The sequence below is a fragment of the Bacillus sp. UNC438CL73TsuS30 genome, assembly GCF_000482325.1.
Lineage (GTDB): Bacteria > Bacillota > Bacilli > Bacillales > Cytobacillaceae > Neobacillus.
In genome coordinates this window covers 86360-113325 of the sequence record NZ_KI535299.1, presented here as the reverse complement: position 1 = coordinate 113325, position 26966 = coordinate 86360, and the positions used below count along the sequence as shown (strand labels likewise).

At 37.1% G+C, this 26966-nt stretch carries 25 protein-coding genes; 15 read left to right on the top strand and 10 right to left on the bottom strand.

Annotation, left to right across the window (positions count from 1 at the left end; genetic code table 11):
* Positions 1 to 262 precede the first annotated feature (262 nt).
* From M028_RS0127480 to M028_RS33950, 4 genes are all read right to left on the bottom strand, one after another.
* Positions 263 to 691: a pyridoxamine 5'-phosphate oxidase family protein gene (locus M028_RS0127480; RefSeq protein ID WP_026576716.1), complete on the bottom strand. Its 429-nt coding sequence runs from the start codon at positions 689 to 691 to the stop codon at positions 263 to 265.
* A 163-nt stretch (positions 692 to 854) separates the two neighbouring features.
* Positions 855 to 1904, bottom strand: coding sequence for a DUF3231 family protein (locus M028_RS0127475; RefSeq protein WP_231510909.1), 1050 nt, complete (start codon positions 1902 to 1904; stop codon positions 855 to 857).
* 479 nt (positions 1905 to 2383) lie between these two features.
* The gene (locus M028_RS33180) at positions 2384 to 2533 is read right to left on the bottom strand and encodes a hypothetical protein (protein ID WP_155925841.1); all 150 of its coding nucleotides are present in this window, start codon (positions 2531 to 2533) and stop codon (positions 2384 to 2386) included.
* A gap of 106 nt (positions 2534 to 2639) precedes the next feature.
* Complete coding sequence (locus M028_RS33950) at positions 2640 to 2768, bottom strand: hypothetical protein (RefSeq protein WP_269320965.1); 129 nt, start codon at positions 2766 to 2768, stop codon at positions 2640 to 2642.
* A gap of 216 nt (positions 2769 to 2984) precedes the next feature.
* Between M028_RS33950 and M028_RS0127460 the strand changes: the two genes are divergently transcribed.
* Positions 2985 to 4154, top strand: coding sequence for a glycosyltransferase family protein (locus M028_RS0127460; protein ID WP_026576714.1), 1170 nt, complete (start codon positions 2985 to 2987; stop codon positions 4152 to 4154).
* A gap of 109 nt (positions 4155 to 4263) precedes the next feature.
* On the opposite strand, the gene M028_RS0127455 is transcribed toward M028_RS0127460, so the two are convergent.
* Entirely contained in the window at positions 4264 to 4461 is a 198-nt protein-coding gene (locus M028_RS0127455; protein WP_026576713.1) for a hypothetical protein, read from the bottom strand.
* A gap of 218 nt (positions 4462 to 4679) precedes the next feature.
* The gene (gene pdxR / locus M028_RS0127450; RefSeq protein WP_026576712.1) at positions 4680 to 6131 is read right to left on the bottom strand and encodes a MocR-like pyridoxine biosynthesis transcription factor PdxR; all 1452 of its coding nucleotides are present in this window, start codon (positions 6129 to 6131) and stop codon (positions 4680 to 4682) included.
* 131 nt (positions 6132 to 6262) lie between these two features.
* On the opposite strand from pdxR, the gene M028_RS0127445 reads away from it, so the two are divergent.
* Together M028_RS0127445 and M028_RS0127440 are read left to right on the top strand one after the other, a co-directional pair.
* Positions 6263 to 6880 carry a LysE/ArgO family amino acid transporter gene (locus M028_RS0127445; RefSeq protein WP_026576711.1) on the top strand — a complete coding sequence of 206 codons (618 nt, stop codon included), beginning with the start codon at positions 6263 to 6265 and terminating at the stop codon, positions 6878 to 6880.
* Between the two features lie 157 nt (positions 6881 to 7037).
* Positions 7038 to 9917: a right-handed parallel beta-helix repeat-containing protein gene (locus M028_RS0127440; RefSeq protein ID WP_026576710.1), complete on the top strand. Its 2880-nt coding sequence runs from the start codon at positions 7038 to 7040 to the stop codon at positions 9915 to 9917.
* A gap of 113 nt (positions 9918 to 10030) precedes the next feature.
* Here the strand turns inward: M028_RS0127440 and trmL are convergent, their stop codons facing one another.
* Positions 10031 to 10501, bottom strand: coding sequence for a tRNA (uridine(34)/cytosine(34)/5-carboxymethylaminomethyluridine(34)-2'-O)-methyltransferase TrmL (gene trmL / locus M028_RS0127435; RefSeq protein WP_026576709.1), 471 nt, complete (start codon positions 10499 to 10501; stop codon positions 10031 to 10033).
* An 87-nt stretch (positions 10502 to 10588) separates the two neighbouring features.
* Positions 10589 to 11863 (bottom strand): MFS transporter, encoded by a 1275-nt coding sequence (locus M028_RS0127430; RefSeq protein WP_026576708.1) that lies wholly within the window; start codon positions 11861 to 11863, stop codon positions 10589 to 10591.
* A 144-nt stretch (positions 11864 to 12007) separates the two neighbouring features.
* On the opposite strand from M028_RS0127430, the gene M028_RS0127425 reads away from it, so the two are divergent.
* Positions 12008 to 12925 carry a LysR family transcriptional regulator gene (locus M028_RS0127425; protein WP_051591283.1) on the top strand — a complete coding sequence of 306 codons (918 nt, stop codon included), beginning with the start codon at positions 12008 to 12010 and terminating at the stop codon, positions 12923 to 12925.
* A gap of 819 nt (positions 12926 to 13744) precedes the next feature.
* On the opposite strand, the gene M028_RS0127420 is transcribed toward M028_RS0127425, so the two are convergent.
* Positions 13745 to 14785, bottom strand: a complete 1041-nt coding sequence (locus tag M028_RS0127420; RefSeq protein WP_026576706.1) for an NAD(P)-dependent alcohol dehydrogenase — start codon at positions 14783 to 14785, stop codon at positions 13745 to 13747.
* A gap of 265 nt (positions 14786 to 15050) precedes the next feature.
* Between M028_RS0127420 and M028_RS0127410 the strand changes: the two genes are divergently transcribed.
* The 8 genes from M028_RS0127410 (at position 15051) to M028_RS0127375 (ending at position 22933) form a co-directional block, all read left to right on the top strand.
* Positions 15051 to 15467 (top strand): MerR family transcriptional regulator, encoded by a 417-nt coding sequence (locus M028_RS0127410; RefSeq protein WP_026576704.1) that lies wholly within the window; start codon positions 15051 to 15053, stop codon positions 15465 to 15467.
* 460 nt (positions 15468 to 15927) lie between these two features.
* Entirely contained in the window at positions 15928 to 16326 is a 399-nt protein-coding gene (locus M028_RS0127405) for a DoxX family protein (RefSeq protein WP_026576703.1), read from the top strand.
* Positions 16327 to 16370: 44 nt separating this feature from the next.
* Positions 16371 to 17339: a ring-cleaving dioxygenase gene (locus M028_RS0127400; RefSeq protein ID WP_026576702.1), complete on the top strand. Its 969-nt coding sequence runs from the start codon at positions 16371 to 16373 to the stop codon at positions 17337 to 17339.
* Positions 17340 to 17365: 26 nt separating this feature from the next.
* Positions 17366 to 18343 carry a ring-cleaving dioxygenase gene (locus M028_RS0127395; protein WP_026576701.1) on the top strand — a complete coding sequence of 326 codons (978 nt, stop codon included), beginning with the start codon at positions 17366 to 17368 and terminating at the stop codon, positions 18341 to 18343.
* Between the two features lie 412 nt (positions 18344 to 18755).
* Positions 18756 to 19676 (top strand): DMT family transporter, encoded by a 921-nt coding sequence (locus tag M028_RS0127390; RefSeq protein WP_026576700.1) that lies wholly within the window; start codon positions 18756 to 18758, stop codon positions 19674 to 19676.
* A gap of 445 nt (positions 19677 to 20121) precedes the next feature.
* Entirely contained in the window at positions 20122 to 20508 is a 387-nt protein-coding gene (locus tag M028_RS0127385; protein ID WP_026576699.1) for a hotdog domain-containing protein, read from the top strand.
* Positions 20509 to 20605: 97 nt separating this feature from the next.
* Positions 20606 to 21484, top strand: coding sequence for an alpha/beta hydrolase (locus tag M028_RS0127380; RefSeq protein ID WP_026576698.1), 879 nt, complete (start codon positions 20606 to 20608; stop codon positions 21482 to 21484).
* Positions 21485 to 21970: 486 nt separating this feature from the next.
* Entirely contained in the window at positions 21971 to 22933 is a 963-nt protein-coding gene (locus M028_RS0127375) for an aldo/keto reductase (protein ID WP_081810909.1), read from the top strand.
* A gap of 144 nt (positions 22934 to 23077) precedes the next feature.
* Here M028_RS0127375 and M028_RS0127370 read toward each other — a convergent pair whose 3' ends face one another.
* Entirely contained in the window at positions 23078 to 23626 is a 549-nt protein-coding gene (locus tag M028_RS0127370; RefSeq protein WP_026576696.1) for a TetR/AcrR family transcriptional regulator, read from the bottom strand.
* A gap of 216 nt (positions 23627 to 23842) precedes the next feature.
* Between M028_RS0127370 and M028_RS0127365 the strand changes: the two genes are divergently transcribed.
* The 3 genes from M028_RS0127365 (at position 23843) to M028_RS0127355 (ending at position 26881) form a co-directional block, all read left to right on the top strand.
* Positions 23843 to 24601, top strand: coding sequence for a carboxymuconolactone decarboxylase family protein (locus tag M028_RS0127365; protein WP_026576695.1), 759 nt, complete (start codon positions 23843 to 23845; stop codon positions 24599 to 24601).
* A 45-nt stretch (positions 24602 to 24646) separates the two neighbouring features.
* On the top strand, positions 24647 to 25834 hold the full coding sequence (locus M028_RS0127360) for an MFS transporter (protein ID WP_026576694.1): 1188 nt from the start codon (positions 24647 to 24649) through the stop codon (positions 25832 to 25834).
* Between the two features lie 66 nt (positions 25835 to 25900).
* Positions 25901 to 26881 carry an aldo/keto reductase gene (locus M028_RS0127355; protein WP_231510908.1) on the top strand — a complete coding sequence of 327 codons (981 nt, stop codon included), beginning with the start codon at positions 25901 to 25903 and terminating at the stop codon, positions 26879 to 26881.
* Positions 26882 to 26966 lie beyond the last annotated feature (85 nt).

Sequence of the window (26966 nt, the reverse complement as noted above, 5' to 3'; positions counted from 1 at the left end):
TGAAGCTGTCGGAATGAGCCCTAGATTCGGACACGATTGCCCATGACTTCACCAAGACTGTCCGAATGAAACCCTGATTCGGACACGATTTCAATTGGCTACATCAAAGCTGTCCGAATGAGCTCTAGATTCGGACACGATTGCTCATGGCAACATCGATGTTGTCCGAAAAGACTCTAAATGGAACATTTTTGTATATGAAAAGAGCTTTTTAAAACAAAAAGCACCTAAAATACGGTGCAAATGTTTGCATTCGAGTTTCTCAATTCTCTAAATTGAGTTCTTGTGGCGGCTCACCATTAAGGTTTAAAATGCGGACAGTTTCGGGTTTTATTTCAAGAAAAACGTAGTTTGGATCTTCAGGACCCTCAAACCATTGTTCAAAGGACTCGTTCCAGTATTGTTGTTTCACTTTTGGCGAATCATTAAGGGTCGATGTTCCCGAAATTTCAACATAAGAATCGTTTTGGCCTTGTTTTTCGTACCCTAACAAAACGGATACAGAAGGATTTCTTTCTATTTCTTCAATTTTCTCCGTATCCCTTTTCGTTGGTGTATATAAGGTTAAATTATCATTGTAAAATGTCATGTACCGGGAATGGGGCTTATTATTTTCAACAGAAGAAAGAACACCTGTTCTGTGTTCAGTAATCACTTTTAGCACCTTTTCTTTCATTGATGAATCGCTCATTGAATCTACTCCCTTTAATATATTAACATTAATTTTCCTCTTAATAATTTTAAATAAACTGTAAAATTAACCCACATTAAAATGAAAATATAATAAGGAAAAGGAGCCTTACAAAATAGATGTATCTGATGTAATTAAAACACTAAATATGGGTAGCTGTATCTTAAGCCCTGTCATACGCTTCTGGTGGTGCTTCCAACCAACCCTTACTAATCATGATATTCATACCATCATCGACAAAGGCGCCAATGTTGATAAGAGTTCTTATATACAACATATCGATATCTCTTCTTGCAGTTACCGCCAGTGAATTTCCAAATGACCTTATTTTCATTGCAAACATATCCACTTTATGAAACAACATTATTTTATCTGAAAAAGGAGGATAGGTAGATGTTGTAACACAATGGTCTAGGTACGCTGGTGATTGTATGTGTTCAAGATGAAGTTTTTCCTTATATTGTTTTACCGCTTTATCAGTCATGTCTAAACCTCTTTTAAACAAAGCTCTTATCTTTTCATCTTGAACGATTTGATGAAAGCCAAATAATAATGCCATACTTGTGGTGTTATTCTCGATGTTATCCCAAAGATGAATAATCTCTAATGCCTGTAATGGCCGAACATTTCCAAAATATCCATTTAAGTAGCTTTGTTTATTGATTTTATCAATTCCATCTGGTATTGGAATGATAGGAGGTGCTGCAATGAATTTTTTTTCCATTAAAACACTATTGATTTGCCCTAAAAGGACGGTTGTACATTGATTACAATAAATAAAAAACTCCCTTATATCCTCTCTCATTACCAATGGAACTGCTACTGCGTATAGGCTCATACCTGCCTTCGCAGCATATTTTAAATAGTGAACATAAAATTCATCTTCATATAAACGAGGGGCTCCAAGATTGACATCATCTTTAGTAAATCCAATTGGGATGGGGAAATTTTCTTTTTTAAAAAATAATTCTGTCCTTTGAATGAAATCCTTTGATAAGGCTAAACCATTTTCCAAAAGCAGCTTAATATCTTCATCCTCGCAATGCTGAAGATAATAACTTAAAATTTGAATGGACATGCTGTTTCCCATATAGGTAGCCCAAAGTTTACCAATTTCAAAAGTTGATAAGGGTTGGGTCTCATCCAATATTTTTGGATTGATATTTAGCGGTTTCATCACATTCATAGGATTTAAATCTTTTTCCGTGGTCATAACTATTCTCCTTTTCCCGCATTTCTAGTTATGATTTCCATTGGAAAAATTTTAATTCCCACAAATCTGACCTTTACCTTTAATGAACATTTTTTAATGTTTGCGAGTGGTTACGGAGGATAAAATGCTGCTTATTCCATCATTGGATCAAGAGGGTCCGCACTTATCAGTTGGGGGATCAGGTTAAGCACCCGGGCTGATAAATAGGCGGAAAAAATTCGCTTATATAGTAATTATTATTAAAAAAGGCTTAAATAAACGAATAGATTTCGCCTATTGACTCAAAAAATGCGAAATTGGGGGATTTTGCTTTGCATAATCGGAAAACCTTCCCTTATTTAACCCGAAACGAGCTCAATTCCGCATCTAACGGAAAAATCTCCGCCTATTTTTACTATTGCTAGTCACTCAAATAAGGACAAGAAGGAAAAAAACTTCAAAACGGAACCCTTTAATAACGGAGAAGGGGCTTTCAGCTTTCATTTATAAGGCTTTACAACTAATTCAGAAAAGTGAACTAGCTTTATATTTAACGGAGAATCTTCATCCACTATTTCACAAAAACCGGATGCATATTGATGAAGAATTGTGTATTCCTTACCTTCAAAAATTACTAAGATTTTCCCCATTAAATCACATCCCAAGATTTTTAACTTAATAGTAATTGAATGATCGTTAAAAGTCTGTGTCCATGTAGTGACAATTAAATGGAGCAAAAATAAAAAAGGAAAGGATTTATCCCTTCCCAGTCGAATGTTTGATCTCCACTAATAAACGAACAATGATTAAGCTGAACATCGTCGACAGAAAGGCTGTCCCAAGTCCGAGTTTAATGATTGTGTTATCTTTATTTTTTTGGAACATTTCGCTCGCTCCTTTGGTAAACACTATTTTGTTATTAGTTTACCCAGAACATCCAATAATTTACATTTTAATTAATAGGAATGAAAGTACTATCGAAAAAAGCAATCATTTCTAGTTTCTCTAGTGTAAATTTCTAATCCATAGACTTATACCGTTACAAGCTATAGGAAATTCACATATCAATAGATAAACGGAAATAGAAAGGGATGCTTGCTTTTGAAGATATTATTTCTAGAAAGTCACCCAATGTGGATTTATGGTTTACCGAATGGTTTTAAAGAAGAAGGGCATACGGTGATGATTTCTGGGCCAATAAGTAAGGAAAATATTTCGGAAATACTAGATTGGTTTAAGCCTGATTTAATCATATCTCTTGGATGGACACCTGAACATTCTAAAGAAAAATGGCCCTGGATTCGAGAGGCTATTAAGAAAACAACGATTCCGTTCGTTTATTGGGCAACAGAAGATCCTTTACACACTGAAAATTTTACACTACCACTTATTAATGCTATTCGACCAGATTTTGTTTTTACCGTTACCCCTTCATTATGTGAAGTATACGAGAAGCTTGGTTTTAAAGCTGCTCATTTAGATTTTGGGTACCATCAGAGTGTACATTTTCAGGTACAACCAATGAATAACTATCGTTGTGACATAGCGGTAGTAGCGAATGCTTATCCTGAATATCTTGAAGAAAATCCAGATGAGTACCGTTCAAGATCCTTAAAAAGATTAATAAGGCCGCTGATCCAGAATGGAATACGTGTTGACTTTTGGGGAAAGGATTGGGAAAGAATGGGTAAGTTTTTGGGGAGGGAAATTCCAATTAATTGGATTCATGGCTATTTAGACTACAGGGACGCCTATAAAGTCTATAGTTCTGCCAAAATCGTGATTGGCTTGCAAAACTCTCGAACACAACTTACTCAGCGCACATACGAAATTCTTGGTTCTGGTGGGGTTTTATTTACGTCGGATACATCGGCCGTTCGAGATCAATTTAAACCAGGTAAAGATTTAATTATTACCTCCTCCTCTGAGGAAACGGTAGAGAAAATTCAATATTATTTAAAAAATGATTTAGAAAGGCAGCAAATTCGTGAAAATGGTAAAATAGCTGTCAAAAATCATTCCTATCGAAATAGAGCAAAGGAAATGCTAGAAGTATTAGAAAAAAGAGGTGTTCTAAGAGAAATCGGAGATATTATCCATTTTTCGGAATTTCTCAAAGAAATCTATGAAATGCATACGGTTTCACCAGGTGATCATCTTTCAAGAATTGCCAATATCTATAATGTCCCGATTCAACAATTGGTTGAACTAAATAATCTTAGCTCCAATGATTTATATGCAGGTCAAATCCTTAGAATAAAGAAAAAGTAGTGCCGGGGGGTTTTCTCGTTCTTTTAGTTAAGGACCAACGGGGACGGTTCTTGTGGTCGGAATTACCCCAATTGAACCATGGGAACCGTCGCCGTGGTGAAAGTGATGTTTATCTACGCCAATTTGCATGTGTTTCTGTAAATGTTTGGATATGTAAGTCTCCACTTAGTGTAACAAAAAAAGATGTGAACAAGGCAACTAATACAGTCAGAAACACTGGGAGTATTAAAAATAACTCAGTATTTTTTTTTGATTTTTTCATTTTTTTATATTCTTTTAAATTAATCACCTTATCCTTCTTATGCAAGATCAACCGCCTCCGTATTTTTATCCATCTCCCTTTATAAATATAATATATAAAAATCTGAATTTTGTAAAAGTTATAATTCTTTTAATTATAAATGTGTTCTTTGAAGTAAAGTAATTCATATTGCTTTCACCGTTAAGAAAAATAAAAGAGAAGAGCGTAAGTTTAGCGCTCTTCTCTTAAAACTAAATCACAAATACCCCTTCACAAACACTGGCTTATTTCACTAATCTCCTTACGATTTCCGACAAACGCTTCAGCCCATCCTCTAAATCTGAAAGAGAAGCAAACGAATAAGAAATCCGCAGATATTGTTCAGATTGGTGATCATACACATTCCCTGGATTCAGTAAGATGCCTTCTGAAAGTGCCATTTCAAATAATTTTCGAATCGAGATGGATGGGATCAAACGGACCCATACATAAAATCCGCCTTTTGGTTTTTCCCATACTGCAAGATCAGAAAAATATTTATTCAAAGTAGTTAACGTAAAATCTCTTCGTATTTTCAATTCATTTCTTACATCATTAAGATGTTGAGTATAAAGTCCACTCGAAAACCACTCCGTGGCTGCCCACTGAGATAATGAACTAGAACCATAATCCATTTGCATTTTAATATCTGCTAAATGCTCGACAACGGGTTCCGGGCCAACAATCCAACCAATTCTGAGACCGGGACTTAACGATTTCGATAAACTTCCCAAATAAAGGACAAGACCATTTTTGTCAAACGCTTTAATTGGCATCGGAGGTTTTTCATCCAACCATAATTCCCGATATACATCATCTTCAATTAATGGTAACCGCTCTTGTTGACAGATTTCTAACAATTGATGGCGTCTTTCCTCCGTCATAAGGGTTCCGGTCGGGTTATGAAAAGAAGGAATGGTATAGAGTAGCGCCGCTTTATGTTGTTTTTTATATTTAGATAGGTGTTTGGTTTCAATTCCTTCCCGATCCATCGGGGTTCCAATTAATTGCATTCCCGCTGACTGAAAGACATTTAATGAATGAAGATAGGAAGGCTTTTCGGTTAACACCGTAGACCCCCTATGCAGTAAACCAACACTGATGAGCTGTAAAGCTTGTAAAGCACCTGATACGATTAAAATAGAAGAAGGAGAAGCTGGAATCCCCATTGTTTTTAAATAGCTGGCCAATTGTTCCCTTAATGGCAGCAACCCCTTTGGTTCTTCATAACCATAAGAAATTTCTTTTGTAGACAATTGATTAAAAACTTTTTTCATTAGAGTGGCGGGCATTAAGGATGGCGATAATTCCCCGGTTCCTAAGCGGATGATATTTGGATAGAATTCAGCTTGATTAATTTCCTTAATGGTTGGCAGGTTTGGCTGATGAATACCAACAGTAACGTATGAATTCCAGTCTGGGGGAGGGGTGGTGGCTAAAAGATTCCATGTATTATTGACCACTCTTGTTCCGCTCCCACTTTTCCCTTCAATAAGTCCTTCCGCGATTAATTCATCATAAGCCGCTACCACTGTACTTCGATTGACTCCCAAAGACTTCGCTAAGGTACGTTGGGGAGGGAGCTTAAAGCCGATCGTCCACTCACCATTTGATATTTTTTCTTTCATAAAATCTGTAATTTGTTTATGTAATGGGACAGATGAAGATTTATTTGGTTTCCAGTCGATTGTAAGCATAGATGTAGGACTCCTCTCTTTATATGATTATATAACTTGGTTGGGTTAGATGCCATCCAATTGGATGGAGACATGGAAACTGTTTCTAACTAAAATAGGGTTAGGTTATAGAAAGAAAGGAAGAAGATTTGATGTTTGAACCATTTATTCATGGATTTATTCTTGCAATAGGACTAATCCTGCCACTCGGTGTCCAAAATGTTTTTATTTTTAATCAAGGAGTCCTGCAGCCTCGTTTTATTAAAGTATTACCAGCCGTCATCACCGCTTCCTTGTGTGATACTTTTTTAATCTTGGTGGCTGTTTTGGGAGTTTCATTCATTATTCTTGGTTCCGTATGGATGAAGACCATTCTAATTGGCGGGGGGTTTATCTTTTTAGTTTATATGGGATGGACCACATGGAATAGTAAACCAAGTAATCGAAAGGAAGAGATCGAGAAGAAATTTTCTTTGAAAAAACAAATCTTATTTGCCGCATCTGTTTCCTTACTGAACCCACACGCGATTATGGACACGATGGGTGTGATTGGAACGAGTTCATTAAGATATCATGAGGAAGAAAAGGTATTTTTTACATTTGCGTGTATTTTGGTTTCGTGGATTTGGTTTTTCGGACTTTCGTTATTTGGGAGAATAAGTGGAAAACTCGATAAATCCGGAAACTTTATCTTGGTATTAAATAAAATATCAGCCATAGTTATGTGGGGGGCAGCTGTTTATCTTGTACTGACATTGTTTATAAACTAGTGAAAGGGATTGGGATTCCAATCTCTTTTATTTTTATGGAAGCTAACCAATTTAAGGAAGTATAGGAGTATTTTACTTTTAAATAGAAAAAAAGTAGGATATGATTCTTATAGTCTATTCAATGAATACATATATCTTCTATGAAAGGAAGTTCAGAATGCGTTCTCTTGTTTTTCATATTTTCACATGCCTGGCGGTTTTGGGCATTGTTTTTTCCGTGGGTGGAAAAGTTGCTGCGGAAGAAAATACAGTTACCCTAAATGTAGCTGATTTTGGGGCAAATGGATCAGATGAGGTAGATGATACCGCCCTAATTCAAAAAGCACTTGATGCAAATAAAGATGATGGTACACAAACAACCGTTATAGTCCCAGACGGTACCTATTTAATCACTAAAACGCTCAAAATCAATTCTAATACGCACTTACTTTTATCGGAAAAGGCAGTGATCGTAAGGAATAATACCTTTGGTCCGATGTTACGGAATGCAACGGGTGCACCTGGTTTTACAGGTAACACAAACATTGTCATCGATGGAGGAACTTGGGATGGGAATGGGGAGCACTTTCCTATGGGAGATAAAGGGTTTGATAACCTCGAATTTGGCCATTCCAGCAATATCACAATTCAGAATACCAACGTGATTAACAACTATGGTGCACACGCCATCGAGTTCGTTGGAGTTCAAAATGGACAAGTGTTGAACAGCAAAATATCGGGGTACTTCCATAATAGTAAAAATCAGAAAAAGGAAGCCGTTCAACTCGATATTACGCACAATAATAGTGTATCGTACCCATTTGGATACTATGATGACACCCCTTGTGAAAACATTATCATTGAGGGAAATACAATCGAAAACTATTCCAGGGGCGTTGGGAGCCATACTACGGTAAAAGGAGTTTATCCTCGTAATATCGTTATTCAAAATAACACTTTTAAAGATTTAACAGATGAAGCCATTGATGCACTGAACTATAAGGATCTTACCGTCAAAGATAATATTTTTGAAGATGTCGGCTCGGGAGTGGAGTTTACCACACAATCTGTCAATAAAGATGCTAATTATAATCCGAATGATACCGCTGCTCCCATAACAACTGAGGACCAATTTTCACTAAAAATTACAGGAAATCAAATTACAAGAACCCATACAAACCCATACCAAATTGGCAACGGGATTATATTATCTGGGACCATTGATTACCCAATTAAAGATGTTACGGTTCAGAACAATACGATCAGCGACTGCGATGAGAATGGGATCTATTTAAATTTTACAAGCAATGCCTCTGTCTTAGACAACACAGTAAAAAATTCAAAAAAATATGGGATTGCGATATTTAGAGCTTCTGAGCAAAACGTATTAGCCAATAATACTATTACCAGTTCTGGTAAGAATGGGATTCGGTTATATGGTACAGCAGAGACCTCTGTTCAAACCACACAGGTCACAAATAATAAAATAGATAAAAGTATCTCGCATGGTATCTATCTGGAACATGCCAATAAAAACGTAATAAATAAGAATACCGTTGCTCTTTCGGGCGAACATGGTTTATATCTGAATAAAACTTCAATAGGGAATAAGTTGGAGTCTAATACCATCGCTTCTAGCAGCAAAAATGGAATTACTCTTAATGATCACTCAGCTGCTAATGTCTTGAATAATACGATCAATTCAAGCAAAACAGACGGGATTAGTATGAGTTCCTACTCGAGTTCAAGCGTGGTAAGAGGAAATACGATAAAAGATAGTGGACAAAGCGGGATTTCGATTTTATCAAAATCAACTCAAAACATTTTAGACAATAACATCATTACTAGCAGCTCTAAAAGTCTGAGCAGTGGACGCTATGGCGTTTGGATTAGTGACAGTTCAAATAACAATACAATCAAGAATAACAAAATTAACAATTCTAAGGAAAAATCGATATTTTTAAGTGGAACGATAAATAACCAAATGATCTCGAATACGATTACACAAGATCGTTCTCATTTTAATAAGACGGATGGGATTTACTTGGATAAGGCAAATGGTAATGTATTAACTGCTAATATTATTACATCTCCTGGTGGTTCAGGCATTTCAATAAACAATTATTCACAAAAGAATAAAGTGAACCTGAACCAAGTAAAATATCCAAAATTGCAAGGGATTCAAGTTGCGAACCATTCATTTGCCGATATGACAGGTAATAAAATTAATAACGCAGGACAAAATGGTATTGCTATTAGTAAATATTCAACAGGAAATCCGGTTAAGGATAACACGATTTCAGTAAGCACCAAAAGCGGAGTCTTGATTTATGACCACTCGGCTGCAAAAATGTCTGGAAATAAAATTAGTAATAGTAAGGAAAACGGAATTAGCATTAGCACATATTCTAATTCCAGCAATTTATTTAAAAACACTGTTAAAGATAGTCGGAAAAACGGGATTTCTATTAGCTCAAATTCAATCCAAAATACGGTGGACGATAATGATATTTTAAGGAGCAGCCAATATGGAATGGCTGTCAGTGGCGGTTCTGGTAAAAATGTAATCAAGAATAATACGATTAACAGTTCTTTAAAAGGTATTGGATTAGTGGGAACGAAGACAAAACAAGTAAAAACGAATACGATTTCCAGCAATACGATTAAATTGAGCAAGGCAAACGGGATTTACTTAGCCTATGCAAGTGGAAATAAAATTTTAAAAAATAAAATTTACTCATCGGGAAGTTCTGGTATCTTAATGAAATATGATTCAAAACAGAATGTTGTGGATCAAAACAAAATAGATCTGTCTAAAAAACATGGGATCCAAGTTTACAAACGTTCTTCCGCAGCTATTAAAAAGAATACGATTTATTATTCAAAGGAAAACGGTGTATCTATCAGTACCTATTCTACTCGAAGCGAAGTATCCGGAAATACGATTAAGGATAGCGGGAAATATGGAATCGCTCTAACCAGCCATTCCAGTTCCAATAAAATCGGTAAAAATACGATTGTGAGAAGTACAAAAGGGAAAGTTTACAAGGCGAAATAAAGTGACCAGGGGGGGTTCCTCTGGTTTTTTGTGTGTTTACAGACGGTGCACTTTATTAAGCACGATTTTTCTGTTTTGAAAATCAAAAAAAATCTTCCAAGACGGAAGATTTTTTAAATTAAATTGGGATATCCTTGTTGACGCAAGGCCTCATACACCAATATAGCAGCTGTATTCGAGAGGTTCAGTGAACGAACGTGTTCATTCATTGGTATTCTTAAAAAGTGATCTTTATTTTTTTCTAGTAAATCTTTAGGTAATCCTGTTGTTTCTTTTCCAAACATAAAATAATGCTCCTTTGATCCATCACTGAAATCAAAGGATGAATGTGGTTTTTCACCAAACGTCTCAATATAGTAAAACTCACCTTGATTTCTTGAAAAAAAGTCATCCAATGAGTCATAATACGTTATGTTTACAGACTGCCAGAAATCTAAACCAGCTTGTTTTATCATCTTTTCATCTGTTGAAAAGCCAAGTGGTCGGATTAAATGCAAGGCAGTATCCGTTGCCGCACAAGTACGTGCAATATTTCCAGTATTAGCCGGAATTTCTGGTTGATATAATACAACATGTATTGCCAAGGAAGGTCACCTCTATCTTTTTTTCACCCTTCAAATTATAGCATATTATTATGCAGATTCATTTGGTGGTGGGCTTTCGAAGCATTTCTATAAAGTCATTATTTCTTCTTTAGGTAATTGACTTGAATGTTGTTTTTTTATAATAATGACAAATAAGCTTGCTAATAAACAGAACAATCCTGCCAAAAAGAATGCCCACGTGTATGTGTTGAAAAATTTATAAATTAGACCTCCACCATAAGCAGCTGTTGCAGCACCTACCTGATGGGAAGCATAAATCCAACCATATACGATTCCACTTTTAGTAGTGCCGAAAATTTGTCTTGAGATGCTAATTGTTGGTGGAACAGTTGCAATCCAATCTAATCCATAAAAAACAGTAAAGATAACCAGCATTGTAGTGGAACCTTGATTTAAAGCATAAGGAAGTAATAGAAGAGAAGCCCCTCTAAAACCGTAGTACCAAAATAATAGCCAGCGATTATCGAAACGATCTGAAAGCCAACCGGATAGAGTTGTTCCTACTAGATTAAAGATTCCCATAAACGATAGAAACGAAGCTGCTGTAACTAAAGGTATTCCAAAACTTATACAGTAAGAAACAAAATGTGTACCAATTAAACCGCTCGTTGAAAGTCCGCAAATAAAGAAACTACCAGATAATAACCAAAACTCCTTCACCTTCACAGCTTCTAATAAACCTTTGAAGGCAATAACAATTGGGTTTTCTTTTGGTCCTTCATTACTCTCTTGTATTTCTTCTTCAAGACCATATGGAAGAATACCAACATCTTTCGGTTTGTTTTTCATAAATAAAAGGATGATTAATAGCATAATGATACTAAGGATCATCATTAAACCAATCGCCGGGCGCCACGAATAATGATCGATAATCGTCGCTAAAACAGGAAGTAGTATTAACTGACCTGTCGCTGAACTTGCGGTTAATATTCCTACTGCAAGACCTCTTCTTTTCTCAAACCAATGATTCGCTACATACGGACTTAATACGGTTAAAAAAAGACTTGATCCCAGCCCAATCATAATGCCCCAAATGATAATCATCTGCCATGATTGATTCATAATGAAGGTTAGTAGGATACCTGTCAGCAAAGTTGCCATAGATGCAATCATCATTTTCTTTAAGCCAATCACATTAAGTAATGCTGCCATAAACGGGCCAGATATACCATATAAAAACATACTAATGGCAAAAGCGAGTGCAATAACAGATCGATCCCAGCCAAATTCCTTTTCAAAAGGGTCAATGAAAACTCCCGATGATGACATGACAATTCCGGCAGCAATAATGGAGAAAAAGGTTATGGCAAGAATAAACCAGCTATAATGTATACGTTTCAAAACTGAATCACCTCTGTTGTCTTCATTTTCTTGATTTTTCTTAATCTTAACTTGTAACTATATATTAGTAAAATTGAAGTTTATGAAGTTATCTATTGATTTTTTTGATACTATACAAGAAAGAACAATGTGAAAGTGGGTGAAATGATGGAAATACGCCATTTTGTTACCTTTAAAAAAGTCATTGAATTGGGTAGCTTCACACAAGCAGCAGAACATTTAGGATACACTCAATCCACGGTGACTTCTCATATCCAGGCACTTGAGGAACATTTAGGCGGACCACTGTTTGATCGGATGGGTCGAAAGGTAAGGTTGACGGAAATTGGCAAGAGGTTGTTGCCCTATACTCAAGAGATTTTAGATACCTATGGAAAAATCGAAAGCATTACCAGTGATGAAGAGGACATAAGAGGGGAGCTAAAGATTGCAGCTCCGGAATCTCTAACGGTATACCGCCTAGAACCTATATTAAGAGAATATAGAAAGAAATTTCCTCATGTTAGCATCAGTTTAAGTAACGCAAGCTGCGGAGATAACAAGAGATTCATCCTTAATGGTAGTGCAGATATTGCCTTTGTCATGCTGCCACAATTGCAGGATTCAGATTTAGTCGTCCATTCGTTGTTGGACGAATCGATTGTCCTTGTTGGAAGCCCTGATTGTTGTTCGCTGAATATGTTAGATAAAAGCTACGATAATCAAAAGATTAGCGAGTGTTTAATTGTGAACGAGAAAGAATGCAGTTATCGAACAATGTTTGAAGAATACCTTGGAGAACGGGGAATTGTACCTTCCCACACGATGGAGCTTTGGAGTATAGAAGCGATGAAACGTTGTGTAATGAGTGGGCTTGGTATTGCTTACTTACCTTTGATGACAGTAAAGGATGAAATCAAGGCAGGAAGGTTAAAAATTATTCCCTGCGTTGGTGACTTTAAACAGATTTTCTCCCAGGTCGTTTATCACAAGAACAAGTGGATTTCCCCGGCATTATCCATGTTCATCGATATTACCTTGAAACATGCAAAAGACTGGTCATGTGCGGAGATTACTTGTTGAGCGAACCTAGGATTTTTCCTATAAGGGTTCCGTTTTGAGGTGATTTTCTTAAAATACGTGCCGAAATGACAGTCGTATTGGCATCGTTATTGGTATATAAAAAGTAAAACTTGCCTTTATTAGGAATGCAAAAAAATCTTACCGTAATGCATCCGGTTAAGGTTCTTTTGGATTTTTGAGTAAAACTCACTCCTTTTTAAAAAGGATGTCTCGTCCTAATCTAGTAACCAGCAAAAGAAAAATAAGGGAAGATTTTTCGGTTAAATGTAAAATGGAGCTCATTTCGGGGTAAATAAGGGAAGATTTTCCGATTATGCAAAGCAAAATCCCCCATTTCCATGTTTTTCGAGTCAATAGGCGAAAAATATTCGTCTATTTAAAGCTTTTTGTATGAAAATTTCTAATTAAGCGAAATTTTTTCGTCTATTTATCTGATCGGGTGCTTAACCTAATCCATCAACCTATAAACGGTGCTGCAAATGACAGAAGTTTTGACCTTATTTTTTAATTGTATAATACTTATTGTCCATCATAATAATGATGCCAATTGCTATGTCAAAGAAAATGAAATTTCGTATAAACCTTGATAAATATAGAAAAAGACGTACGTCAATTCTTGTGCCTTTAAATAAGAATGCACCTCTTAACGGAACCCTTTAATTTTTCCTAAAGAAGCGTCTTTTTGCTCTAACAAGATTGGTAAAAATACAATACACTAGGGTTAAAATTAAAATGACCAGAGGGATGGTTCCTCTGGTCATTTTGTTTAAAAAAATACGGATACTCTCGACTAACAATAGAATTTATCAATTACGCAACTCACATTGTACTAATGTCAATCACGAATCGATACTTGACATCTGAAGCTAAGACACGTTCGTAGGCTTCGTCAATTTGGTCGGCTGAGATGACTTCGATCTTAGGAGCAATGTTATGTTCTGCACAGAAGTCTAACATCTCTTGAGTCTCCCGGATGCCTCCAATCATTGAACCTGCAAATGAGCGGCGATGACCAATTAAATTAAATACGTTTAATGACAACGGTTCTGCAGGAGCACCAACGTTTACCAGAGTGCCATCAAGATTGAGCAGGCCTAAATAGGCATCCAAATCAATCTTCGCACTGACCGTGTTAATCATTAAGTCAAAGGATCCGGCAAGTTTCTCGAATGTTTCCGGGTCACTTGTCGCATAGTAATGGTCTGCGCCCAATGCCAGTCCATCATCCTTTTTCTTCAATGTTTGTGACAGAACGGTAACCTCTGCACCCATGGCATGTGCAATTTGGACAGCCATATGACCAAGTCCGCCCATACCAACAACCGCTACTTTCTTACCTGGGCCAGCTCCCCAACGGTGTAATGGCGAAAAGGTCGTAATCCCAGCACAAAGTAATGGTGCCGCGGCATCAAGTTCAATGCTATCAGGAATTCCGACTACGAAGTCCTCTGTTACGACAATGTGAGTAGAATAGCCACCTTGAGTAGGCTCTCCGTATTTGTCAACACCAGCGTATGTAGGGACATTTCCTTTGAGACAGTATTGTTCTTCTCCTTTACGGCAGTTCTCACAATCGCCACAGGAGTCAACCATACATCCGACCCCAACGCGGTCACCTACCTTGTACTTCGAGACTTCTGTTCCTACATCAGTAACAATTCCTGCAATCTCGTGGCCAGGGACGAGTGGATAGTTCACGGGACCCCATTCACCATGAGCAGTATGGATATCAGAATGGCAGATGCCGGCATATTTAATTTCAATCAGAACATCATGCGAATCAAGATCGCGTCTTTTAATTTCAGCCACTCGAAACGGTTTGTCTGGACCATCGACAGCTCGTGCTTTAGCAGTTATCATGAATAAAACCTCCCATATTTTTTAAGAGAATGCGCTTGTTCCGGGTATAAATGTATAATTTCCCCTTGATTCATTTCTCTCTTTTTTTCTCTTGCAAAAACTAGAATAATCCCTATAGTTAACTCTAGGTCAAGCGATAAGATTTTAAGCAGAATTCCACAAAATGATTTCGGTAAGCTTTGACATTTTGCATACAGCATGATAGCATGCTATCGAAACATAGAGTTAACTCGAAATCTATATCATAAAGAGTGGGAGATAGATGATGAAGACATTTTCGATCAGCGAAGTGGCAAAAGAATTGAATCTTACAGTTTATACCTTGCGTTACTACGACAAGGAGGGACTTATGCCTTTTGTAGAACGGACACCCAGCGGAACACGATTGTTTAAGGAATCCGATATCGGTGCTTTAAAAGTAATTGAATGTCTGAAATCCACCGGGATGCCTATTAAGGAAATTAAAAATTTCATTGATTGGTGTTCTGAAGGGGATTCCACCTTGCAACGAAGATATGAAATGTTTCTGGAGCGAAAAGCGAATGTAGAAGCACAAATGGAAGAACTAAAAAAAACCATGGAAGTCATCGAGCATAAATGCTTATATTACAGGACTGCATTGGATGCCGGAACAGAAGATATTCATAAAAATGATAAAATAGAGGTTTCCAATCCTAATTAACAGAGGAGAGCCACCAGTATTTCATACATGTTTTTATGAAGTACTGGTGGCTCTGTTTGTCAAAAAATGTTTCTTGAACTTTCTCCTTGATTTAGAGTTAACTCTTACACTTGAGACTTTGTCCTATTTAGAGTAGTTAATCGGAATATCTACGGTTATAGCTGCTTCTAATGCTTGTTATTTATACATTAGCCGGAATTTCTCCGCCTATGAAACCTTATACCTACACGGAAATCAAAAGAAAGAGCCTTAAAATAAAAGGTTATTGACAAAAGAAATTATAAGTATTATTATTATCTCATATTCAAGATAATTAAATTCAAGATTTTTTAAGGGGGATGAAATTACCGAAAGGGAAATGCACTTAATGCAAACATCTAAAGCAATTCATGATTGAATAAACGCAATTTTTTTAGAATAATATCTCGAATTCGAGATAAAATACAAGGAGGAAATAGAGATGATAAATATTGGATTATTAATTATTCGTCTGGTAATTGGTGTATTGTTCATCGGACACGGTGCTCAGAAATTGTTTGGTTGGTTCGGTGGCTATGGATTGAAAGGAACCGGTGGATGGTTTGAATCCATTGGCATGAAGCCGGGGGTAACCATGGCTCTATTTGCAGGATTAGCAGAACTTGTTGGGGGTATATTGTTTGCTTTAGGACTCTTAACCCCACTTGCAGGAATTATGATTGCGGGAACCATGGTAATGGCGATCGCGAAAGTGCATGGTGCAAATGGAATATGGGCAACATCAAATGGTTATGAGTATAACTTAACTTTGCTTGCGGTTGCAATCGGTATAGCTTTAGTGGGTCCTGGCCAATATGCTTTAGATGCATTTTTATTCTAAAGCACTTTTAGCGTAATTAATCTTTTGACAGGAGTGATTAGGAGATGGAACTTTTAGGACTACATCATGTATCAATATTAACAGGAAAAGCGGAAAAAAATTATGAATTTTATACAAAAATTTTAGGAATGAGATTGGTTAAGAAAACAGTTAACCAAGATAATACAGAATCCTATCATCTTTTCTATGCTGACGCGGAAGGAACCCCAGGGACTGACGTGACGTTCTTTGATATTCCACATCTTGGAAAAACATACAGGGGAACATCCGATATTTCTACTGTATCACTAAGGGTAAAAAATTCGGATTCATTGTTATTTTGGAAAGATCGTTTTAACCAATACGAGGTTGAACATGATGATATTCAAAAAAGAGCAAATCGTGATACATTGGCTTTCAGAGATTTCGAGGGGACTCGTTTAATCCTTGTAGCTGATAACGATGAAAAAGGTGTGCGAGCAGGGGTTCCTTGGCAAAGGGATGACATTCCATTGGAACATGCCATTATTGGTTTAGGACCAGTAACGCTCACAGTCTCCATTGCAGAACCAACAATCGGTGTTTTAACAGAGGTAATGGGTTTTCGATTTGTCGGTTCCTATCCATCACTTGAGGGGGATTATCCTGATATATTGGTTTATGCAACTGGCGAAGGCGGCAGTGGTACGGAAGTTCATATTGAAACAAGGATTGATTTGCCAAGAGTTCGCTTAGGTCGCGGAGGTGTTCACCATGTTGCCTTTCGTGTTCCGAATGAGGAAGAATATGAACAATGGGCAGAGCGTTTAAAAGAGTACCGGTTACCTAATTCAGGAAAAGTGGAGCGGTATTACTTTAAGGCCTTATATTTCAGGGAACCCAATGGGATATTATTTGAATTATCGACGGATAAACCAGGATTTGCGACAGATGAACCAATGGAAACAATGGGAGAAACACTGGCACTTCCACCATTTTTGGAACCAAAACGAAAAGAAATCGAAGAAAAATTACGTCCATTAATTTTAAATTAAATCTGACTTTCTAGGAGGAAAATATAATGAACCATTTAAAAGGAATCCACCATGTAACAGCGATTACAAGCAGTGCGGAAAAGAACTATGAATTTTTCACGAATGTTTTAGGGATGCGTTTAGTTAAAAAAACGGTCAATCAAGATGATATTCAAACTTATCATTTATTCTTTGCAGATGATAAAGGCAGCGCAGGAACAGACATGACTTTCTTTGATTTTCCCGGCATTCCGAAAGGTGTACATGGTACTAATGAGATTTCAAAGACCTCGTTCCGTGTACCAAGTGATACTGCATTAGATTATTGGGTAAAACGTTTTGATCGTCTGGAAGTCAAGCATACTGGTATTAAAGAGCAATTTGGCAATAAAACTCTCTCTTTCGTTGATTTTGATGATCAACACTATCAATTGATTTCAGATGAATTCAATAAAGGGGTGGATTCTGGCACACCTTGGCAGAAAGGTCCAATTCCATTAGAATATGCAATTACTGGTTTAGGACCTGTATTTGTTCGAATTGCGAAATTTGATTACTTTAAAGAAATGATGGAAAAAGTTCTATTATTTAAAGAGACAGATAAAGAAGGGTCATTCCATTTATTTGAAGTGGGGGAAGGCGGGAATGGTGCCTCCGTAATTGTAGAGTATAATTCCATTCTTCCTGAAGCCCGGCAAGGGTTTGGAACGGTTCACCATGCGGCATTCCGTGTAGAAGATCGCTCTGTTTTAGAAGAATGGATTGAACGTATGAATAGTTTTGGATTCCATACATCCGGTTATGTAAATCGTCACTTTTTTGAGTCATTATACGCAAGAGTGGCACCGCAAATTTTATTTGAGTTCGCTACAGATGGTCCTGGTTTTATGGGTGACGAACCATATGAAACGCTTGGGGAAAAATTATCTTTACCACCATTCTTAGAGCCTAAACGTGCAGAAATAGAAAAATTAGTTCGCCCAATTGATACAGAAAGAAGTACAAAGGAATTTATCAAAGAATAATAGGAGTAATATAGCGCATCAACTGGTGAGATGAGTAAACGTTATGGCTATATTATGTAGATAAGCACGATGATGGCTCTGGAACACTATAACGCAAGAAGAAAAAGTTATTGTTGGGGTATAAAAACGTTATTGCAACAAATGGTGAGGAGCTTTAATCGAATTTCTAATTACTTTTTAAGAGCTACTAAGATAGCTCTTTTTTTATTTTATAACCAATATGGAATTGTGTTAAAATTAAGAAAATATAAACAAGGGGGATTAAGTAATGAGATTATATTTAGATATTTTTGAAAACGACCAACCAGCTATTCATTCCTAAGTTGAGGGATGAATCGTTACGATTAAGGTCATGCCTCGTCTTAGGGAAAGTTCATTTAAATTCCCTTTTAAAAAGACGGAGGTATTATTAATGAATCAAAATTTAATTGGAGCAATCTGTTTATCTTTAGCCGCAAGTATGTGGGGCGGTATGTATGTAGTTAGTAAATATGTATTAGATTATATTCCACCCTTAACCTTGGTATGGGTACGGTATGTTATCGCGTTTGTTTTTTTGTTTATTGTATTAAAAATAACTCATATAAAAAATGGTAATCGTACCGTTATTAAGAAAAGCGATTGGTTCCTATTAGCTTGGATTGGTTTTATAGGCTACTTCGTATCCATTGCTTTCCAATTCATTGGCACAAAATTATCTGATGCACACACCGGAGCTTTGATTACATCCGCTACACCAGCTTTTATTGTGGTCTTTGCACGATTTATATTAAAGGAAAAACTGACCGTTAGAAAGATTATTTCTGTTTTATTAGCTACATTTGGAGTTGTTATTGTCATTGGTTGGGATACAAAGGTTGGAACCTACCTAACAGGAAGTATCATATTGGTGGGGGCTGCAATCACTTGGGCGTTATTATCAGTCTATGTAAAGGTTGCCTCGAGCCGACTTTCCTCCTTAACCATAACGACTTATGCAGTACTATTTGCACTTATTTTTACTACGCCGGCAATGATTTGGGAACTTCAATCGAATGATGTATATTATCAAAACATTTTAATCATTTTAGGAGTTATTTATCTTGGAGTGGTTTCAACTGCTGGCGCATTTTTTCTTTGGAATAAAGGCATGGATTTAATGGATGCTGGAATCGGCTCTTTGTTTTTCTTTTTCCAGCCACTTGTAGGTTCATTTTTAGGATGGCTTATGTTAAAAGAAAAGTTAGACGTGAACTTTTTTATTGGTGGTTTCATCATTATGATAGGTGTCGTGATCGTTACCTTACAAAAGAAAAAACCTATCCAAAGGTTAAGCACCCGATCTGATAAATAGACGGAAAAATTTCGCTTAATTGTTAATTATTATTAAAAATGGCGTAAATAGGCGTAGATAATTCGCCTATTGACTCGAAAAATTCAAAAACGGGAGATTTTCCTTTGCATAACCGGAAAATCTTCCCTTATTTACCCCGAAACGTGCTCCATTCTGCATCTAACGGAAAAAACTCCGCTTATTTACTTCTGCTGGTTACTCGATTAAGGACAAGACATCTTTTTTAAAAGGGAGTTAGTTTTTACCTCATTTAAATAAACATTTTAAAAGTGTATACGGAACAACAGCATTTGAATATTTGTCACATATAAATTGAGGAGGAGTTTTGTATTTTAGGAGGAAAAGCTTATGAACTTATAAAGTGGTATATTTGATTATTACTTTATATTCTCGCAATATTCAGAATAATATGTGTGCAGTATAAACCCTTGAAGGAGGTAGTTATATGCCATTAAAAGTAGGAGATATCATTACGTTTGAACGGATCTTTTCTATAAGGGATGTTGAATTATTTTCAGAGATTTCAGGTGATGAAGGTATTCACCATATAGCCCCAGATGAACAGGGGAGACTTGTCGTTCAAGGGTTATTAACGGCCACTCTACCAACAAAAGTAGGTGGAGATCATAACGTTTTGGCACGAACTATGAATTTTGATTTTTTACGACCTGTGTTTACAGGCGATACGATCATTTGTGAAGTTAAAATTGAAAAATATGAAAGGCAAGAAAATAATAGAACCGCTATTATTGCATCCTTTTTATGTAAAAACCAGAATGAAAAAGAAGTATTAAAAGGGGATTTTTCAGGTGTAATACTAAAATCAATGTAACTTTCTTAACCTATCAGGTTGATTGAGTTGAAAAAGGATATTGGAATTCCTGCGTAGAATATAATGTAGAAAAACCAAGAGAGAGAGGAGTATAATATTGAAAGAGTATAATGACTCATTTATTCGATTACAGGATAATCGAAAATTATCTTTTTTAAGTTACGGGGATACGAACGAGAATACAGTTATCTTCTTTCACGGTTTCGGTTCGTCAGCTAGTTCCATACATCCTGATACAAAAATATTAGATAAATATAATGTTCGTTTCTTTGCCATTAATCGCCCAGGTTATGGAGAATCCGATGTGAAGATAAAATATTCGATGGAGGATTTTGCTGACTCAATAAATGAGCTCCTTATTGCTAAAGGAATTGAAAAGGCTTCGATTATAGGGTGGTCAGCGGGTGGATTATATAGCCAAGTTTTCACAGGCAAATATTCCGAAAAAGTCACTTCCCTTAACCTAATTAGTAGTGCGATACCTTTAAATAGTAACCAAACTACAAAGATTCTACCTGCGAATTGGAAAAGCATTGTGAATATGAACAAGTACATACCTCTTATGACAAAATTATATTTTAAAAGTCTCAGTAAGAAGATAACAAATAATTTGGATTCTACCATACATAAATCTATACAACAAATGGTTGAAGAGGACAAAAAAGTTGCAGTTGACCCTATAATGATGTCGGTCATTATCAAAGGTGCAGTGGAAAGTTACCATAATAAAGGCATCGGGGTATATTATGACGCTCTTGCATTATGCCAAAAATTTGATGACAAAAGGAGTCCATTTCTTAATGTAAAAGTAAATATCTGGCAAGGCGGCAAAGATACTATTTGGACTTCGGAGACTTCTAATTACCTTCGTGAAAAATATTCTAATTCCACTTATTCCTTTATAGATAATGAAGGACACTTACTTTATTTATCTCATTGGGATGAGATTCTCAAAAAATCATTTAAAACTCCATGATGTAATCAACATTTAGGTGCTACGTATTATAATGGGAAAGAATAGGGGCTGATGATTTGAAATTAGTAGAGAAAAAAATGTTGATTCTGTAAATATAATTTTAAATGAATTTGAGCTCACTAAAATTGACTCCGTCTTTAGTAAACCCCAATCAAAGCAGAGACTTGCACTCTGGTAAATAATAAAATAATGATGCCCCTGAAGAACTTTTGGCAAAATTAGTTCGAGTTGCGCCAATGTTTTAGCATTGGCGATTGATCAACCAGAAGATACGAACAGTATTGAATATACAATTGGACCAACAAGTCAACCTTGAGAATAATTGCGAGATAAGTTAAAACTAAAGAGCTATTTATTTTCTAAAACTTTAGCTGTCGAATACATCGACAGTTTTCTTTTTATATTCAGAAATGGTTTATAAAATTTTGGTATATAAAAATTCACAAAAGTAAACAATTAACAATTTAGAAAGGTGTGTTTAACGCAATGAAATTAATTAAATTGCAAAATGGGAAAATCCCTCCAATTGCATTTGGTACATGGTCATGGGGCACTGGTGCAAATGGAGGAGATGCTGTTTTTGGAAATCATCTTACGGAAACCGACTTAAAGCCGGTATTTGATGCTGCGATGGATGCTGGATTCAATTTATGGGATACGGCAGCTGTATATGGGATGAACGCATCAGAGGATATTTTAGGTAGTTTCATCAAGGGAAGGAAGGATGTCTTAATCTCCACTAAATTCACTCCACAAATGGCGGGAGACAATGAGAACGCGGTTGAGGAGCTACTGGAGGGAAGCTTAAACCGACTTGGCATGGATCATGCCGATATTTATTGGATACACAGCCCAGCAGATGTGAAACGATGGACTTCAAAATTAGTCCCATTGATGAAAAGCGGCAAGGTGAAATATGCAGGTGTCTCCAATCACAATCTAGAAGAAATTAAACTGGCAAATAGCATATTGGCAAAAGAAGGGTTGAGAGTTTCCGCTGTACAAAACCATTACAGTTTGCTTTACCGTTCATCGGAAGAAGCTGGAATTATTAATTACTGCAATGAAAATGATATGGTGTTCTTTTCATATATGGTTTTGGAACAAGGTGCATTAACCGACAAATACAGTGCTAAACATCCTCTTCCAAGTGACACCAGAAGGGGCGAGGCATTTAACGTAAACGTGCTTTCGAAGCTCGAAGGCTTAATCCAAGTAATGAAGGAAATCGGCAGCAAACATAATGCGTCTACAGCACAAATTGCAACGGCCTGGTCCATTGCAAAAGGAACGGTGCCGATTATCGGTGTTACCAAGACGTCTCATATTGAAGATGCTATAAAAGCGACTAAGGTTAGTCTGACAGAACAGGAAATCCGTGATCTTGAGACAGCAGCTGAAGAGACTGGTGTTGAGGTTAGAGGCGCTTGGGAAAAACCGATGCAGTAAAATAAAAGTAAGCGCCTGGTTAGTAGCATAATGATGACAAATAAACATCAGATGAGTGTACTCTATCAAGCAATCCTTAATCAAAGAAATAACCTGGGTCTGTATAGAATGCTGACCCAGGTTATTTTTTTGAAAATGAATGAATTATTCTAGGTTTCTATCTAACAATGCCCCCGTTTGTTCTGCCATAATACGAGCTGGCAATGGCATTCCATTCTTGAACCACCATTCCACTGCACCGACAACCGCTGAACCAAAAAATTGAAGAATCACGTCATCACTTAATCCTTGATTTTTTCCTTCGGTTGTATCCACCTCAGCTTTAGTCTCTTCAATCACTAAATCAAGAAAACGATTACGGAAATAGGGTGCACCTTTACTTGCTAACATCGTTGAAAAAAATAAATAATGACGCTCAAAGTATTCGTACCAGACATAATTTCCTTCTTGAAACGTCATCTCAGAGGCCAATTGGCATAATTCTCGGAGATTGTCCATATGTTCTTCAATCATCCTATCCAGGAGGTCGTATTTATCCGTGTAATGAAGATAAATGGTTCCTCGATTCACATCTGCTCTGTCCGCAATATCCTGAATGGTAATGTCGTCAAAACTTTTTTCAGACATCAGTTCCGTTACAGCATTTTTTATCGCTATTTGGCTTTTGGCTATTCTTCTATCTACTTTAGACATTTTATTTCTCCAATCACACTAAAGATAATCAACAATTTTAATGGATTTGTTGAGTAATCAACGAATTACATTCTTTTAACCATTGAAAGTATGAAAAGCTTTTTTATAATTATAAACAGTTGTTGATTAATCAATCAATATTGATTTTTTAAGCATCATGTTACCGCTAACTTTTGGAATAAAAAAATAAATGAACAAGAAACAGGAGGCTTATTTATGGATCGCATTGAAAAGAGCAAGCAAAAATATAGACAGCTATTTGGAAATGGAGTGCCATCCGCATATGCTTCAGATCCTGATTTTCAGGACATTCTTAGCCGCTTCATTTTTGGAGAAGTTTTCTATCAAGGAAATCTGGATGACAAGCAACGTGAGTTGATTACTTTGGCAGTGCTTACTACGAACCAGACGCTGCCTCAGCTCAAGGCACATGTAATTGCCGCACTGAACGCCCAGCTGACACCTGTGGAAATAAAAGAGGCTGTTTACCAGTGTGCTCCGTACATTGGATTTCCGAAAACATTAAACGCCATCAATGAAGTCAATGAGGTTTTCAAAGCAAAGAATATTGCTTTACCAATTGAAAGCCAAAAGACTGTAGATGAAGATAATCGCTGTGAGAGGGGACTTGCTGTTCAGGTAGAAATTTTTGGCGAGATAATCGCAAAAATGCGTGAGGCTGCCCCAGCAAATCAAAAGCATATCCAAGATTATCTTTCTGCTTTTTGCTTCGGAGATTTCTACACTCGCGGGGGACTTAATCTAAAAACACGGGAGCTGCTGACCCTCTGCATCGTTAGTAGCTTAGGCGGCGCTAAAGGTCAAGTAAAGGCACATGTGCAGGGAAACAAAAATGTAGGTAATGACAAGGAAACATTGATCACCGCCATCACTCACTGTCTCCCATATATAGGATTTCCGAGAACACTGAACGCATTAGCGTGCATCAATGAAATTATTCCCGAACAGGAATGAAAATCAATAAGGGGAAAATAAAGGAAGGTTGGGGATATAAAAATTATGAAAAGCACCTGGATAATATACACGCTGGTCTTGATTACCTTCATGGTAAGTACATCGGAGTACGTTATTGCGGGTATTCTGGATAAAATCGCTGCTTCTAATCACGTTTCTGTATCAGCAGCAGGACAACTAATCACCGTATTTGCGATTGCGAATGCGGTTGGTTCTCCTCTCGTTGTGATGGCAACGACAAAACTAAATCAGCGGAAGTTATTGATACTTTCTCTTGTTTTAATGGTGCTTGGCAGTGTAATGACTTTTACTCTTCCTGGCTACGGTTTCTTAATCGTCTCACGGATTATTCTTGCTTTAGGAAGTGGAGTTTTTGCCATTGCTGCGAAGACTGCTGCGTCGAAATTAGCACCACCCGAAAAACAAGCAGGGGCTATCGGCACAGTTATACTTGGGTTTAGTGCTGCCATCATCATTGGTGTACCAATTGGTCGTGTTGTAGCGCTCCTCTACGATTGGAAGCTAATCTTCGCGGGGATCGGTGTTCTTAGTTTACTAGCTATTTTCGTTATCATCCGAACGATTCCGGCCACAATTAAAGGGTCCACCGTTCCTCTGGTCAAGCAACTCGCTTATTTAAAGAACCCGAAAATATTAATGGGCCTTGGTGTAACGTTCTTTTGGCAGTTAGGATATGGGGTGATGTATTCGTATATTGCACCATTTTTACTAACCATCACAGCAATGAGTGGACGAGAAGTGAGCGGTGCCCTGTTTGCGTTTGGCGTCGCAACTTTAATAGGTTCCAAGTTTGGTGGATTTATGACGGATAAGATTGGTAACCCAAAAACTCTTGTTGGCGGTTTGATTGTCCATTGTATAGCTCTTGTCTTACTCTCTACCATCGCCAGGTCAACTTTTGTTGCCATTCCGTTGCTTATGCTTTGGTCCTTTTCGGCATGGTCGTCTGGTCCAGGTATGCAGTATAACCTGGTATGGCTTGCCCCTGAAGCTTCAGGAATCATGCTTAGCTTATATGGCTCCTTTATACAGTTAGGGATAGCGGCAGCGGCAGGAATTGGGGGTATTGCCGTAAAAAGCACATCCGTACTATCGGTCAGCTGGATCGGGGCCGCATCAGTGGCAATTGCTGCAATTATAGCGGCGGTCTCATTTAGCCTTACTAGAAAAGTGGCGAATTACGAGAAAGGTGTTAAATGGAGGATGTACTGATTACGTTGCAAATAAAGATGCGAATTAACCTTATATTAATAAAAGAACGAAAAATTTTGGAGGTATATGATGGAGTATCGCACAGTAGGAAAAACAGGAATTCAGGTTTCAAATTTATGTTTTGGTGCAATGTCTTTTGGCGGAGACGCTGATGAAGAAACATCTATAGCCATGTATAAACGCTGTCGGGAAGCTGGTATCAACTTTTTCGATACTGCCGATGTTTATGGGCGTTCTGAGGAAATTCTAGGAGAGTGTATCGAACATGAAAGAGACGAAATCGTTTTAACGTCAAAAGTGTTCTGGAACACGGGAACTGATGTAAATGCTAGAGGATTGTCTCGAAAACATATGATGCAAGGGATTGAAAATAGCTTTCGTCGTTTAAGGACAGATTATATTGATTTTTATTTCGTCCATGATTTTGATGAACAAACGCCAATGGAGGAAACGCTACGAACACTCGATGACTTGCAGCGTCAAGGAAAGATTCTTTACCCAGCAGTAAGCAATTGGGCAGCGTGGCAAATCACAAAAGCTTTAGGAATTTCTGCAAAAGAGCAACTTGCTCGTTTTGAATTGATCCAACCTATGTATAACCTCGTTAAACGCCAAGCAGAGGTTGAAATTTTACCAATGGCTGCTTCCGAACAAATTGGAGTTATTACTTACAGCCCACTTGGTGCTGGACTTCTATCAGGAAAATATGGTGTGAACAAACGTCCGGAGCAGGGTCGCCTTGTACAGAATGCCCGCTATGGTGACCGTTACGGTGCAAATGAAGATTTTATCACAGCTGAACTGTTCACCAAATTTGCACAAGAACATAATGTGAAACCTGCAACTATAGCCGTTGCTTGGGTAAAAGCTAATCCTGCTGTTACTGCTCCAATTATTGGTGCACGTAATTTAAACCAGTTGGAAGATTCATTAGCAGCTGCTGATTTTAAAATGACACCTGAAATGTATACAGAAATCTCCAATTTATCAAGAACACCAGCACCAGCAACAGACCGAGGAGAGGTATTAACAGGTAAATGGAAATAAGGGTTTCAAACTCTTGATGAAGTGGGTTAAGAAGGATGTATTATGTATATCCTTCTTCTTTACCATTGGCTCTTTTGGTAAACTT

What these genes read in the sequence shown, in the direction of transcription:
- M028_RS0127480 (WP_026576716.1), bottom strand. Translation starts at nt 691, where the DNA reads ATGAGCGATTCATCAATGAAAGAAAAGGTGCTAAAAGTGATTACTGAA.
- M028_RS0127475 (WP_231510909.1), bottom strand. Translation starts at nt 1,904, where the DNA reads ATGACCACGGAAAAAGATTTAAATCCTATGAATGTGATGAAACCGCTA.
- M028_RS33180 (WP_155925841.1), bottom strand. Translation starts at nt 2,533, where the DNA reads ATGGGGAAAATCTTAGTAATTTTTGAAGGTAAGGAATACACAATTCTT.
- M028_RS33950 (WP_269320965.1), bottom strand. Translation starts at nt 2,768, where the DNA reads ATGTTCCAAAAAAATAAAGATAACACAATCATTAAACTCGGACTTGGG.
- pdxR (WP_026576712.1), bottom strand. Translation starts at nt 6,131, where the DNA reads ATGCTTACAATCGACTGGAAACCAAATAAATCTTCATCTGTCCCATTA.
- M028_RS0127445 (WP_026576711.1), top strand. Translation starts at nt 6,263, where the DNA reads ATGTTTGAACCATTTATTCATGGATTTATTCTTGCAATAGGACTAATC.
- M028_RS0127440 (WP_026576710.1), top strand. Translation starts at nt 7,038, where the DNA reads ATGCGTTCTCTTGTTTTTCATATTTTCACATGCCTGGCGGTTTTGGGC.
- M028_RS0127425 (WP_051591283.1), top strand. Translation starts at nt 12,008, where the DNA reads ATGATGGAAATACGCCATTTTGTTACCTTTAAAAAAGTCATTGAATTG.
- M028_RS0127420 (WP_026576706.1), bottom strand. Translation starts at nt 14,785, where the DNA reads ATGATAACTGCTAAAGCACGAGCTGTCGATGGTCCAGACAAACCGTTT.
- M028_RS0127410 (WP_026576704.1), top strand. Translation starts at nt 15,051, where the DNA reads ATGAAGACATTTTCGATCAGCGAAGTGGCAAAAGAATTGAATCTTACA.
- M028_RS0127405 (WP_026576703.1), top strand. Translation starts at nt 15,928, where the DNA reads ATGATAAATATTGGATTATTAATTATTCGTCTGGTAATTGGTGTATTG.
- M028_RS0127400 (WP_026576702.1), top strand. Translation starts at nt 16,371, where the DNA reads ATGGAACTTTTAGGACTACATCATGTATCAATATTAACAGGAAAAGCG.
- M028_RS0127395 (WP_026576701.1), top strand. Translation starts at nt 17,366, where the DNA reads ATGAACCATTTAAAAGGAATCCACCATGTAACAGCGATTACAAGCAGT.
- M028_RS0127390 (WP_026576700.1), top strand. Translation starts at nt 18,756, where the DNA reads ATGAATCAAAATTTAATTGGAGCAATCTGTTTATCTTTAGCCGCAAGT.
- M028_RS0127385 (WP_026576699.1), top strand. Translation starts at nt 20,122, where the DNA reads ATGCCATTAAAAGTAGGAGATATCATTACGTTTGAACGGATCTTTTCT.
- M028_RS0127375 (WP_081810909.1), top strand. Translation starts at nt 21,971, where the DNA reads ATGAAATTAATTAAATTGCAAAATGGGAAAATCCCTCCAATTGCATTT.
- M028_RS0127370 (WP_026576696.1), bottom strand. Translation starts at nt 23,626, where the DNA reads ATGTCTAAAGTAGATAGAAGAATAGCCAAAAGCCAAATAGCGATAAAA.
- M028_RS0127365 (WP_026576695.1), top strand. Translation starts at nt 23,843, where the DNA reads ATGGATCGCATTGAAAAGAGCAAGCAAAAATATAGACAGCTATTTGGA.
- M028_RS0127360 (WP_026576694.1), top strand. Translation starts at nt 24,647, where the DNA reads ATGAAAAGCACCTGGATAATATACACGCTGGTCTTGATTACCTTCATG.
- M028_RS0127355 (WP_231510908.1), top strand. Translation starts at nt 25,901, where the DNA reads ATGATGGAGTATCGCACAGTAGGAAAAACAGGAATTCAGGTTTCAAAT.